The 12853-nt window shown below is 56.7% G+C and carries 10 protein-coding genes; 6 read left to right on the top strand and 4 right to left on the bottom strand.

Annotated features, from left to right (window positions below):
• Nucleotides 1-45 precede the first annotated feature (45 nt).
• The gene (locus K9857_RS07555) at nt 46-1479 is read right to left on the bottom strand and encodes an aldehyde dehydrogenase family protein (RefSeq protein WP_224534344.1); all 1434 of its coding nucleotides are present in this window, start codon (nt 1477-1479) and stop codon (nt 46-48) included.
• Between the two features lie 300 nt (nt 1480-1779).
• On the opposite strand from K9857_RS07555, the gene K9857_RS07560 reads away from it, so the two are divergent.
• Together K9857_RS07560 and K9857_RS07565 are read left to right on the top strand one after the other, a co-directional pair.
• Nucleotides 1780-3120, top strand: a complete 1341-nt coding sequence (locus K9857_RS07560; RefSeq protein ID WP_224534346.1) for an MFS transporter — start codon at nt 1780-1782, stop codon at nt 3118-3120.
• 287 nt (nt 3121-3407) lie between these two features.
• The gene (locus K9857_RS07565; RefSeq protein ID WP_224534348.1) at nt 3408-5117 is read left to right on the top strand and encodes an ABC transporter ATP-binding protein; all 1710 of its coding nucleotides are present in this window, start codon (nt 3408-3410) and stop codon (nt 5115-5117) included.
• A gap of 7 nt (nt 5118-5124) precedes the next feature.
• Here K9857_RS07565 and K9857_RS07570 read toward each other — a convergent pair whose 3' ends face one another.
• On the bottom strand, nt 5125-6048 hold the full coding sequence (locus tag K9857_RS07570; RefSeq protein ID WP_224534350.1) for a LysR family transcriptional regulator: 924 nt from the start codon (nt 6046-6048) through the stop codon (nt 5125-5127).
• Between the two features lie 128 nt (nt 6049-6176).
• The gene (locus K9857_RS07575) at nt 6177-7079 is read right to left on the bottom strand and encodes a LysR family transcriptional regulator (RefSeq protein ID WP_224534352.1); all 903 of its coding nucleotides are present in this window, start codon (nt 7077-7079) and stop codon (nt 6177-6179) included.
• A gap of 130 nt (nt 7080-7209) precedes the next feature.
• Here K9857_RS07575 and K9857_RS07580 point away from each other — a divergent pair, with 130 nt between their 5' ends.
• The 3 genes from K9857_RS07580 (at nt 7210) to K9857_RS07590 (ending at nt 10026) form a co-directional block, all read left to right on the top strand.
• The gene (locus K9857_RS07580; RefSeq protein ID WP_224534354.1) at nt 7210-8040 is read left to right on the top strand and encodes an oxidoreductase; all 831 of its coding nucleotides are present in this window, start codon (nt 7210-7212) and stop codon (nt 8038-8040) included.
• A gap of 193 nt (nt 8041-8233) precedes the next feature.
• Nucleotides 8234-9268 (top strand): phenylacetaldoxime dehydratase family protein, encoded by a 1035-nt coding sequence (locus tag K9857_RS07585; RefSeq protein WP_224534357.1) that lies wholly within the window; start codon nt 8234-8236, stop codon nt 9266-9268.
• Nucleotides 9269-9468: 200 nt separating this feature from the next.
• Nucleotides 9469-10026, top strand: coding sequence for a cytochrome b (locus K9857_RS07590; protein WP_224534368.1), 558 nt, complete (start codon nt 9469-9471; stop codon nt 10024-10026).
• A gap of 196 nt (nt 10027-10222) precedes the next feature.
• Here K9857_RS07590 and K9857_RS07595 read toward each other — a convergent pair whose 3' ends face one another.
• The gene (locus K9857_RS07595; protein WP_224534359.1) at nt 10223-12127 is read right to left on the bottom strand and encodes a sigma 54-interacting transcriptional regulator; all 1905 of its coding nucleotides are present in this window, start codon (nt 12125-12127) and stop codon (nt 10223-10225) included.
• A gap of 240 nt (nt 12128-12367) precedes the next feature.
• Between K9857_RS07595 and K9857_RS07600 the strand changes: the two genes are divergently transcribed.
• The gene (locus K9857_RS07600; RefSeq protein WP_224534362.1) at nt 12368-12850 is read left to right on the top strand and encodes an MSMEG_0572/Sll0783 family nitrogen starvation response protein; all 483 of its coding nucleotides are present in this window, start codon (nt 12368-12370) and stop codon (nt 12848-12850) included.
• The last annotated feature ends 3 nt before the right edge of the window (nt 12851-12853 follow it).

The raw sequence follows: 12853 nt of genomic DNA on the forward strand, positions 1-12853 counted from the left end.
GTTTGATCCACGGCAGGGTGCTTGGGTTGGTAGGGGAGGGACGCGTCAGAGGCGGATGATGACCGACTTCAGCTGGGTGTAGTGAGACAAGGCATCGATGCCTTGCTCGCGCCCGTAGCCGCTCTGTTTAAATCCACCGCAAGGCGTCTGCACGAACCCGCCGCTGTATTCGTTGACCACGATTCGGCCGGCTTCAAGACCAGCAGCGACTCGGTGAACCCGACCAATGTCGCGGCTCCAGATACCGGCGCCGAGGCCGAACTCACTGTCGTTGGCGATGCGCAGGGCATCCGCCTCATCTTTGAATGGGATCACGCAGACGATCGGCCCGAAAATCTCTTCCTTGGCCAAGGTCATGTCATTGGTTACACCGGTGTATACCGTCGGTTCGATGTACCAGCCCGTACCCAGATGCTCGCCAGTACCGACCTTACCGCCGATAGCAGGCTTGAGGCCTTCACGTTCTGCGACTTCGAAATAGCTTTTGATTTTCTCGAACTGTGCCTTGGTGGTAATCGGCCCCGAGGTGGAGTCGAAGTCTGGGCCCACGCGCAGCGCCGCTACTTCACTGATGAATTTTTCAACAAACTGATCGTGAATGTTTTCCTGAACCAGCAGGCGAGTGCCAGCTGCACACCACTGACCGCTGTTCCAGGTAAAGGCGCGAGTGGCACCCTTGGCAGCGGCAGCCAGATCGGCATCGTCAAACACGATGTTGGCGGACTTGCCACCCAGTTCCAGCGTCAGCGGCAAGATGCGTTCTGCTGCGATACGTCCCAGCTCCTGGCCGGCAGTCAGGCCGCCGGTGAACGAAATTTTACGCATCAGCGGGTGACGCGCCATGACGGGGCCAATGACGCTGCCCTTGCCCACAATTACGTTGAAAACACCGGGTGGCAGGCCCGCTTCTTCAACGGCGATTCTTGCCAGTTCTACAAGCGAAGCGGAGGTGTGTTCCGACGGCTTGGCCACCACGGTATTGCCGGTAGCCAACGCAGGCGCAATGGCGCGAGCGGCCTGATGTAGCGGGGCGTTCCACGGCAGAATGACGCCGATAACACCGAACGGATCGCGTCGGGTGTATACGTGATAGTCAGGGCCCTGATTGATGACTTCACCGTCCATGACGTTGACCAGCCCGGCATAGTATTCAAAGTACTGGGCGGTCAGATCCATCAAGGCCGCCATTTCCTGGCCAGGCTTGCCGGTCTCGGCACTTTCCAGCGTGCCAATACGGTTAACGCCAGTGCGCACGATACGGGCCAGCTCAATGAGAATACGACCACGTTCGGAAGGGCGCATATCGCGCCAGGCGGGTACGGCCTGGTGAGCGTTTTCGATGGCAAATTCGACGTCTTGCGGGCCACTGTTAGCGACTTCGCCCATTTTTTCGCCGCTGCGCGGATCCAGTTTGTCCACGAAGTGACCGGTGCACGGTGGCAGGGTGGCGCCGGCAATGTAACTTTCAACTTTTAACATCGGGTGTCTCCTCGGTGCACGCGACAGACAATGTCGGTGCGCCTCTTGTTGTCTGAACTTTGATGACTGGCGGCAGATTCGACCTTTATGCATAGGTTGTTCAAGGGAGTTTTCAGCGTCCTTCGCTTGAGAAAAACTCAGCTGACGCTGAGCTTATGGAACGCAAGCACCTGCGGCATGGGATTTCGAACCCGGTTGATCAAACGTCAACTGAGTAGGGCATTAAACTCGCTTCACTGCGCAGAAAAGCGATGCCATCGTTTCCGTCACAACAAGAAATGTGCTTACGGGAACAATGCTATGAACAATGAGAGTAATGCGGCCCTGCATCACCTGCCCGAACTGGAAAGCAGTTCGAACACCAATGGACGAAAGTTAAGCAAAACCGAGCGTAAGGCCATGGTGGCCGCCACACTCGGAACGATTGTGGAATACACCGACTGGGTGATTTACGCGACGTTCTCCACAATCCTGGCCCGTCAGTTTTTCCCCAGCGGCAACAGCCTGACTGCGTTGCTGTCGGTACTTGCTGTATTCGCTGTCGGATTTCTGATGCGACCAATCGGCGGTGCGGTATTGGGAACATTCGCTGACCGTTACGGACGGAAAAAAGGGCTGACCCTGTCCATCCTCCTGATGTCGCTTGCCTCGCTCGTTATCGGTATCTGCCCCAACTACGAAAGCATCGGCATCGCTGCTCCGATCATCCTGGTACTTGCGCGTCTCACCCAAGGCTTTTCCGCCGGCGGCGAGTTCGGTTCTGCTTCGGCTTTCCTGATCGAGTCCGCACCCTCGAATCGCCGGGCTTTCGCAGGCTCCTGGCAATGGTTTGCGATAAATGCCGGTACGTTAGTGTCATTCCTGTTGGGTTATATGCTGGCATCGATCGGGAGTGACACCGCTCTGGAGGATTGGGGCTGGCGCGTGGCTTTTGTGATCGCCGCTCTGATGGGGTTGTTGACCTTGTGGATTCGTCTTTCTGTCCGTGAGACTGAAGTGTTCCAGTCCAGAGTTGCCAAGAAAACGGTAAAAAAGAGCCCACTGCGCGAGATCTTTACCACTCACCGCAAGGATGTGCTGCGCGTGATCGGCGTGGCGATGGCAGGCAATCTGCTGAACTACGTGTGGATGGTGAGTTATCCGTCGCAAGTGCATTTGATTACTGGCATGTCTATTCGTGACACGTTGCTGGCCGGATCCATTGCAGTTGGGGTCTCGTTGTTGCTCATGCCCTTCGTTGGCATGCTGGCCGACCGTGTCGGTCGTCGCCCTGTCCTGATTGTGTTCGCTTTCAGTGCAGCATTGTGGGCCTGGCCGAGTTTTGGTTTGCTGTATCAAGGCATCAGCCTGGCTGAAGTGGCGATGATTCAAACTGTATCGATGGTGATTCTGACCGGCTTCGGTGCAGCCTCAGCGGTGACCATGGCCGAGCAGTTCCCGGCAGAGGTTCGGGTAACCGGGATCGCACTTCCATATGCTTTGTCCGTTACTGTCTTTGGCGGTACCTCTCCGTACCTGATGACGGCAATGACTGGCGGTGGGTACGGCCATTTGTTCTGGATTTACCTGGCGGCGATCAGTTTGATCAGCGGCATCGTTTACCTGCGAATGTCTGAGATGAAGGGACAACCGCTGCGTTAAACGTAAAATTGTCCTCGAAGGCCGCCCCGAAACGGGCGGCCTTTTCGTTTTTGTGGTCAATCCGCTGGATTAGTAAGTGCAGCTTCAAAGGGTGAGGGGGGGAGGCATCTTGTTCGAACCCTTCGGGAAACTCACCATGTGCATGCCCTGATCTCAGCGGCAATGCTCCGACTACCCGCTCACTTTGGAGACAGCGATGCGCCGCATCTGCCGATACTCGAGTCTCCCGAGTGCCACGCTATTGAAGATGACCTCGCCCGCGTTGGCGTGGACGTGAAGGTGCCGTGATGAATGAACAATTTCGTCCTTACCCCTACAGCCAGGTGCTCGGCTTCGTGGCCAGAATGTGGATGCGGCGACGTGGTTTTTTTATCTCGGGTACTTTGCTGACTCTCGCCGCTACAGGGTTCGATCTGTTGTTGCCTTGGGCGTCAGCAAGGCTGATCGAAAGCGTCGCTTTGAATACTGATGCGCCCACCGTGTGGCAGAACTGGTTCATCCTCCTGGGCGCCTTCGCAGGATTCGCCATCAGCCGTAATCTCGCCCATCGCTTGTGGATTCCGCTGGCGTCGCGAAACATGCAGGCGGTCTTGCTGAAAAGTTTTGAACATGTGCTGTCCGCACCTGCCCACTGGCATGCGGTGCAGTCCTCCGGTGATACGTTGCGACGCTTACGTCGGTCGATGTCGGGATATGACAAGGTAACTGATGCGGTCACGGTGCATTTGGGGCCGGCCTTGATGGTGTTGCTGGGACTCGTCGTGATGATCGGTTGGCGTGAGCCACTGGCTGGCCTGTTTGCTTTGCTGGTAGCGATCGCGTTTATCGTCAGTAACCTGGTGGTCGGCATGCAGTGGATACGCCCGGCTCACCTGAACGCAAACTTTAACGACGGACAGTTGAGCGGACTGGCCGCTGATGTGCTGGCTGCTGCCACAACCATCAAGAGTTTCAGAGCGGAGACGCGCGAGCGTGCACGCATGGAAGAGGTCGCGCAGGAGTGGGGGCTGGCATCTTCGAAAGCTTGGCGGCGTGTTGTCGACTTGGGGTTGATGCAGAACCTGCTGCTGTTGTTACTGCTTGCAGGGCTCAGTGGCGTCGCACTGCTTGCCTGGTCAAAAGGGGCCACTCGCCCGGGTGACGTTGCATTTGCCGTCACGTCGTTTCTACTGATGGCAGGCTATCTGCGTGGGTTTGGTGAAAACCTTCGGGCGGCTCAGTCGGGGCTTGAGGATGCTGCGGACGCTCTGTTCTTGACCGGGTTGCCCCAGGAGGAATCCGGCTCCAGTGAAACGCTGGCGATTGTGGATGACCGGCGCGGGGAGGTGGTGTTCGACAACATCGGGTTCACTTACCCAGGGACGGACGCACCCGTCCTGGAAGGGTTCAGTCTGCACGTGCTGTCCGGTGAGACCGTCGCCATTGCTGGTGCCAGTGGTTCAGGAAAATCAACGGTATCCAAGTTGTTGCAGCGCTTCTACGAACCCCACGGTGGGCAGGTCATGCTGGATGGACGTGACATCTCGACGTTGCCCCTGGACGTGCTTCGGCGCAACGTTTCCATGGTAGGACAGGACGCGGTGCTGTTGAGTCGCTCCATACGCGACAACATCAGCTATTCAAGACCCAACGCCAGTCTGGAAGAAATTGTCGCAGCCGCCACTGCTGCGTGTGCGCATGAATTCATCATGGCCCTCCCCGAAGGCTATAACACCCATGTCGGTAGTTATGGGGCGTTGTTGTCAGGTGGGCAGCGGCAGCGCATTGCGCTGGCCAGGGCAGTATTGGCAGATGCTCCTGTACTGGTACTGGACGAAGCCACCTCGGCTCTGGACACGCAAACCGAGGCACGGGTATTGGCTAGCATCGTCGCTTTTCGGCCACAGCAAACACGGATTGTTATTGCTCATCGTCCAGCGGCCATTCTTGCAGCGGACAGAGTGCTCTGGCTGGAGCAGGGGGCGGCATTCGAAACCGCAGCCAGTTGTGTCATTTGACTGCGGGTTACAGAATCAGATTTTCGAGTGGTGGAGCAGCGTAATCGCTGCGTAGGAAGTCGATCAGGACGCGCAACTTTGCGGGTACCCGGCGTCGGTCAGGATAGTAAAGGTGCAAGGAAGGAATGACCGGGCACCATTCCTCCAGCACTCTTACTAGCCGTCCTTGCCGCAGGAAGGGCTCGATATAGCCATTGATCATGTAAGCGATGCCTAATCCGTCCATCGCAGAACGAACCAGGATCTCCGAGTCGTTGAGGATCAGTCGACCCTTGATCTGCAAGTCGATTTTTTCTTCACCGTTATCGAACTCCCAGCGCTCAATCTGCCCCGTGCTGGATTGTCGAAAGCCAATGCAATTGTGCATCAATAAATCACGGGGATGTTCGGGCTGACCAAATCGCGCTACATATTCGGGAGCGGCTATGATCTGCGCCTTCAAGGCGGGGCCGATCGGTAAGGCCACCATATCTTTCTCGACGGCGCTACCAAACCGGATACCCGCGTCGAACCCCTGGCTGACGATATCCACCAACTGATTCTCGACACGTATTTCCAGATTGATTTCGGGGTATATGGTCATGAAACGTTGAAGTATCGGTTGCAGCAGAATCAAGTACGCGGCACGCGGAACATTGATACGCAACAGGCCTGCGGGAAGGCTGGCCTCCCGGCCGAGCTCTTGTGAGGCAGAGGAGAGTTGTTCCAGTGCAGGTTGCACTCGCTCCAAATATCGCTCACCAATCTCGGTCAGACAGACACTGCGGGTGGTTCGATTGAACAACACCAGCCCCAATCGCTGTTCAAGCCCTCGAATGCTTTGGCTGACAGCTGAAGGGGAAATACCTAGTTTTATAGCGGCGTTTGAGAAGCCCTTTTCTTCAGCCACCGTCATGAAGGTTACCAATCCATCCAGGTGATCCTGACGCATGATTGTTCTCCCACCACGGTGGCCAAGAAACAACGTTTAGCACCATCCACCTGGCGCTGCAAAAGCAGCCGCCCAATAGATTCTTACCGGATGTTGCTCGAAGTGACCCTTTCCAGCAGATCGTGAAACTACGTCGCCTGCTGACGAGCAGACCGGGCGAAATCTATGAAGGCTTTGAGCGGTGCAGGAACATGGCGGCGACTTGGGTAATAAAGGTGCAGGCCCGGGTAGTAGGGGCACCAATCCGCCAGAACCTGGATCAAGCTACCGTCGGCCAGAGCGCCAGTGACCATGTTTTCGAAAACATACGCCAGGCCGAGGCCCTGCTGCGCGGGGCCGACCATCAGGCTCACATCGCCAAGGGTGAGCGGGCCGTTGATTTCGATCTCCTGGGCAATTCCACCTCTTTCAAATTCCCAGCGGTACATCGAGCCGCTGGGGAATCGATGGCGAATGCACGGGATACCATGAAGATCCTCTGGCTTTTGTGGTACGGCGTGCCGTTCGAAAAACGCCGGGGCTCCCACGACCACTGAGCGCATGTTTGGCCCTATGGGAAGCGACACCATATCTGCTTCCAGGCGATTACCGAATCTAACTCCAGCGTCAAATCCGCCCGCCACCACGTCCACCAGCGCATCGCTATCTACGACTTCCAGCCGGATATCCGGATACATCTGGAGAAACTGGCTGACAATCGGCAGCAGCACCAGCTCGCACGCCTGACGGCCTGCCGTGAGGCGCAGATTGCCTGATGGCTTGTCGCGGAAGCTATTGAGATCTTCAAGCGCATCATCGATGTCTCGAAAAGCCGGTTTGAGCCGGGTGTAAAGACGCTCCCCGGCTTCTGTCATCGCAACACTACGTGTGGTGCGATTGAACAAACGCACGCCCAGTCGGTTTTCCAGAGCTCGCAAGGAGTGGCTCAGAGCTGAGGGAGTAAGGCCTAGCTCCACCGCCGCGCGGCTGAAATTCAGATGATGGGCTATGCAGAGAAAGATCGACAGGTCGGCGGTAGAGGGGGATTTCATTTGTGAGCACCTTTCACAAAGTCATGCAAAATACCTGGGATTATCACATCAGTAATGCAGATTTAAAGTAGCGTCAACTCATCGAGAAGGCCCGGCAATAACGCTCGGGTCGCTGACAGGAGGAGTTGAAATGCGTACTTGGTTCATTACTGGAGCTTCCCGTGGTTTTGGTACCCTCATCGCAGAACACGCTCTGCGTGCCGGCGACGCAGTGATTGCCACCGCTCGTAACCCACAAGACATCACGGATCGTTTGGGCAGCCACCCGAACCTTCTGGCAGTACGTCTGGATGTCACCAGCGAGACAGAATCGCAGCAGGCGGTAGCGGAAGGGATCAAGCGTTTCGGCCGCATCGATGTGGTGGTCAACAATGCCGGTTTCGGTGTGCTGGGTGCAGTAGAAGAAACCAGTGCCAGCGAAACTGAACGTCTGTTCGCCACCAACGTTTTCGGTGTGCTGAATGTCACTCGCGCTGTACTGCCGCACATGCGTCGTGAGCGCAGTGGACACATCATCAACATCTCTTCGATCGGCGGCTACCAGGCTTACATGGGCTGGGGTGTCTACGGTTCCACCAAGTTTGCGGTGGAAGGCATTACCGAAGCCATGCACCAGGAACTGGCGCCGCTGGGTATTCACGCGACCGTTGTTGAACCAGGCTTTTTCCGCACCGATTTTCTCGATGAGCAGTCACTGATCAAGACTGCTCTGGAGTTGTCGGATTACGACGACACCGTAGGCGTGATGCGCAAGCACGCAGAAGCTGCGAACCATGCACAGCCTGGCGATCCGGTTAAGTTCGCGGAAGCGATTTTGGCCCTGGTAAACGCACCGAAGCCGCCACAGCGTCTGGCACTGGGCAGCGACACTGTAGCGCGCATCGGCGAGAAGAACCGCTTTGTGGAGGCCGAACTGGCTGAGTGGAAAGAGCTGGCTCTGTCCACGGACTTCCAAGCCTGAGGCGGTTGATTCACAAGCGTTTAGCAAAAACCGGGTCTGCCCGGTTTTTGCGTTCTTCGGCCATGAACCGGGTGAAGTGATCAAACTGAAAACGGAGAAGGGGTCTGCACTACCTTCATCTCGGAAAGGGAGAGCCTGGTGACGTCTATAGTGAATGACTTCGACCCAATTTGACGAAACATCGGAGGCGTATATGGAATCGGCTATCCCTGCGCACCTGCGTGCAACACGTACCCAACCTGCGGCAATGTCGGAGGGCCATACACCTCCTTTTCCAGCGTGGGCCACACGGTTCGACCCTTTGATCGGTCAGGTGGTCATGGCCTATTTCGGGGTACAGTCAGCCGCTACTCCGGGGATCGAGGCGCTAGCGCCGATCACGAGCCTGTTCTCGTTGCCCGATGGCCCAGGCTATTGGGATCCTGCTCACTGTCAGGATGCTGCAGGTTTTCACAACCTCATCGCCATCGCTTATTGGTCGGATCCTGTGACCTTCGAGCGCTGGCGTCAGGAAAGCGGATTCGATGCATGGTGGAACGACCCGCAACGGCTAACAGAGCAAGTGGGTTGGTTTATCGAGATCGTCAGCCCAACCACCGATCGTTTCGAAACGCTCCAGGCTTCTCTCGGGGCGCCTGAGGGGGTCAGCCACTTGGCCAAATCGTTGAGTGACAACCCTGTTCAGGAGCATGGCTACTGGGGCAGTGTGCGTGACCGATTTGCCATCGCTCAAACTGACCCACTGCAGGGTGAAAAGCCCAAGGCTTCGACATTCAGTGTTCAGTCTCGCGTTCGGCTTCCCGGCCGGCAGAATCTTTGCCTCATCCGTTCCGGTCAGGATTGGGCGGCCACTCGCGACAAAGAGCGCCACCTGTATCTTCAAGACATCCAGCCGGTGCTGGAGGAGGGTATGACGTATCTGCGAGATCAGGGCAGGGCATTGGGCTGCCTGTCCTGTCGCTTCATGAGAGTGCTGGACACCACTACCGGAGAGCCACTCGAAAAGAGTTTCGGCCTGGCACATTTCGACGATCTGGCTCACTTGGAAGAGTGGGCAAAAACTCACCCGACTCACCTGGCTATCTTCGGAGGATTCATGCGCTACGTGCGGGCCCTGGATTTCCAGGTTGCACTGCGTTTGTACCATGAGGTGTCGGTGATTCCGGCTGATGCGCAGTGTTTTGAGTACATCAATTGCCATCCAGGGAGTGGTTTATTGAGGTCATGAACTCGTCCCGGCGCCATGCTCATTCCACGTTATGAGAATGAAACCTCGTGAGGTTCCAGTATGAATTTGACGCGGGTGAATGCCATAGGTGAGGCTCACATATCAAATTAATAGATCAATTCAACTCAAAAAAAGTGATTTTTTTGATGGGCTGTGCTGACCATAATTGCCCGCAATGATCTGTTTGAATGGGTACCGCGATGGCAAAGGTAGACAGCTATACCAGCACTGCAAAGTGGCTGCATTGGGGCATGGCGCTCCTGTGGTTGGGGGCTTGGTGTATTGGAATGCTGGCGACACATTGGCGCGAGGAACTGAACGCTCAGCATGAGCTGACGTTTTTGCATAAAGCCATGGCCAGCACGCTTCTGTTTTTAGTTGTCGCTCGAATCGCCTGGCGCCTGACTCATCCTGCGCCGGCGCTTCCGAAGAAGATGAGTCTAACCATGAAACGGGGAGCACTGGTCGGGCATATTCTGCTGTATGTCGTTGCTCTGGTTGGCCTGCCTGTTTCCGGCTGGTACTGGAGTTCGGTAGCGGACAAACAGATCATGGTGGCAGGGCTATTCGTTTTGCCCCCATTGGTCGCACCCGACAAAGATCTGTATGACCTGGCCAAGTGGGTTCATACATACACAGCGTGGTTGTGTGGGGCGCTGGTGGGCGGTCATGTCCTGGTTGCACTGAAGCATCATTTCATTGATGGAGATGATGTGCTCACCGGCATGCTTCCGGGTAATGACGCTCGAAAAGCTTGAATCAATGGGGCTCGGGAGTCATGGTTGCCTTGAAAGATATGAGGGCATGATCGAGCAACCGTGTTGCCTGCCATCTGCGCTTCGCTATCGAGACGTTGCCGAGTAGCCTGTTTAAAGTAGCAACCGGACACCGAGATCGGATTGAACCGAGGTACGTGTTCACTCAAGAAGCTGTCGCATCCAGGCTGAACAGCCTCTATTCGAGCTTGATACCCAGGCGCTTGAACCGCGACGCCAATGTTGTCGGTTTCAGCCCCAGTATCTGCGCCGCGCCACCTTTGCCGAACAACTTGCCTCCCGCCGCCTTCAATGCGGCCTGCATGTTGCTGCGTTCCAGTTCGCGAATCTGCGCGTCGGTCATGATCGCAACGTCCGGAGAGGATTGCTGGGGTGCAGGCTCGCAGGTTTTGGGCTCGTCCGGCAGGTCCAGATTCAGGTCGGCCCCCGTCGAGGTGATCAACGCGCGCTCGATCACGTTTTGCAGTTCGCGAATATTTCCCGGCCATGAGTAGCGTTGCAGGCGTTCGATATCGCTGTTGCGCAGACGTCGGCCAGGCATGTTCAGGCGTTTGCCGGTCTGTGTGAGGAAGTGCGCGGCCAACGCGCCGATATCCATCAGGCGATCGCGCAGCGCCGGGGACTGGATCGGGAACACGTTGAGGCGAAAATACAGGTCTTCACGAAAGTGCTTGGCGGCCACTTCCTGGCGCAGGTCGCGGTTGGTCGCGGCGACGATCCGCACATCAACCTTGCGCGTGCGCTCTTCGCCGACCCGCTCGAACTGACCCTCCTGCAACACGCGCAAAAGTTTGCTTTGCAGTTCCAGCGGGATTTCGCCGATTTCATCGAGAAACAGCGTACCGCCGTCCGCCAGCTCGAAGCGGCCGACACGATCACGCACGGCACCGGTAAAGGCGCCGCGGATGTGGCCGAAAAATTCGCTCTCGAACAGTTCTGCGGGGATCGCCGCACAGTTGACCCGGATCAGCGGGTGGCCGTTACGGCGGCTGGCCTGGTGAATCGCGCGGGCGATCAGTTCCTTGCCCGTGCCCGATTCACCGTTGATCAACACGCTGGCGTCGGTAGGGGCGACGACGTCGATCTGCCGGATGATTTTCTTGATCGGCTCGCTCTGGCCGACGATCTCGCGATAGTTGTGTTCGATGTGAATCTCTTCCTGCAGATAGGCGTTCTGCTCTTGCAGCCGATCCTTGAGCACCTTGAGTTCTTCGAGGGCGCTCTGCAGTTGGTTTTCCGTGCTGCGCCGCTCCGTGATGTCGCGGAACACCACCACGGCGCCAACGATACGTCCATCGGAGATCACCGGGGTGCTGGTGAATTCCACCGGGAACGAACTGCCGTCGCGGCGCCAGAAAATCTCCTGACGCCCCTCATGGACCACTCCATCGTGCACTGCTTTGTAGATCGGGCACTGTTCCACCGGGTAATGGCTGCCGTCGGCATGGGTGTGGTGATGAATACGGTGGATGTTCTTGCCGATCATGTCCTGGGTTTCCCAGCCCAGCATGCGCGCGCAAGCCGGGTTGACAAAGGTGGCCAGGCCTTCGCTGTCGATGCTGTAGATGCCATCGCCCACTGAGCTGAGCAGCAACTGGTTGTCGCGTTCGTTTTCCTGGAACAGGTTGAGGATGTTGCGCCACTCGATCAGCCCGCCGCGCATGGTGCGTTCAGTGTGAGCCTGGTCGCGCTGGTACTTCTGCTCGCTCAGTTCCCGCAGCACCAGAATCAGCTGCTGCTGGCCCTTGATCTGCAAAGTGGTGGCTGAGATTTCCAGCTCGATGCGTTCGCCGCTTTTGCAGTTGCAACTGAGCTCATCGGACCAGGCGCGGCCCTTATCCATCACCGCCTGGGTAAACACGATCAGGTCGGCCAGTTGATGACCGAAAAGCTTGCTAACCGGTAGCTCCAACAACTCCTGGCGTGGGTACCCCAGCAGTTTGCAGGTGGCGATGTTGAGGTCCACCAGACGATCGGAGTAGGGATTGAGCAGGGCGATGGCTTCAGCGCAGTGTTCAAACACCATGTGCCGTGATGAATACGCCAGGTCGGCCCAACCGTTGAGGGAGTCAGCTTCGTTCATGGCTACGAAATCTCGTGTTCAGTGACTACGAATATTCGTATTTCTACGGGAATGCGTGGTTCAGCGATAGCTGCAGATAGGTTGTAAAAAACCAGATCAGATTGGGATGCTGAACAAAATCAGATAGTTAGCCGATCTCCAAAATCGTTTTATTTTTTGGCACGGCGTTCGCTCTATCTCTTGCAACCGGCAGCCGACCCAGGCTGACGTTCAAGCACGAAGATACTGGAGAGCGACACTATGCCAAGCGTGGACATCCCCCAATACAAAGACGGCGACTTCCTGGTCAATTACGAAGAGAAAGTCTTCGAGGACATCAAAGCCGAACCGGGCGAAAAAGTCCTGATCACCTTCCACACCATCGCTTTCGAGGGCTCCATCGGCCTGGTCAACATGCTTCAGGCCAAGCGCCTGCTACGCAAAGGCTTCGAAACCAAAATCCTGCTGTATGGACCGGGCGTGCAGTTGGGCGTGCAACGTGGCTTCCCGACCCTGGGCGCCGAAGCGTTTCCCGGGCATTTGGCGGTGAACAAGCAATTGATGCAGTTCATGGAGGAGGGGGGTGAGGTATACGCCTGCCGCTTTGCCCTGCAAGCCCTGTACGGCCAGACCGAAAAGGCCCTGATCGAAGGCATCCGCCCGATCAACCCACTGGACGTGATGGACCTGCGTCTGCTGATGCGCCGTGAAGGCGCGATGATCATCGATACCTGGACAGCCTGACAG

The organism is Pseudomonas sp. REP124 (assembly GCF_020164475.1).
In the GTDB taxonomy this organism is placed as follows: Bacteria; Pseudomonadota; Gammaproteobacteria; order Pseudomonadales; family Pseudomonadaceae; genus Aquipseudomonas.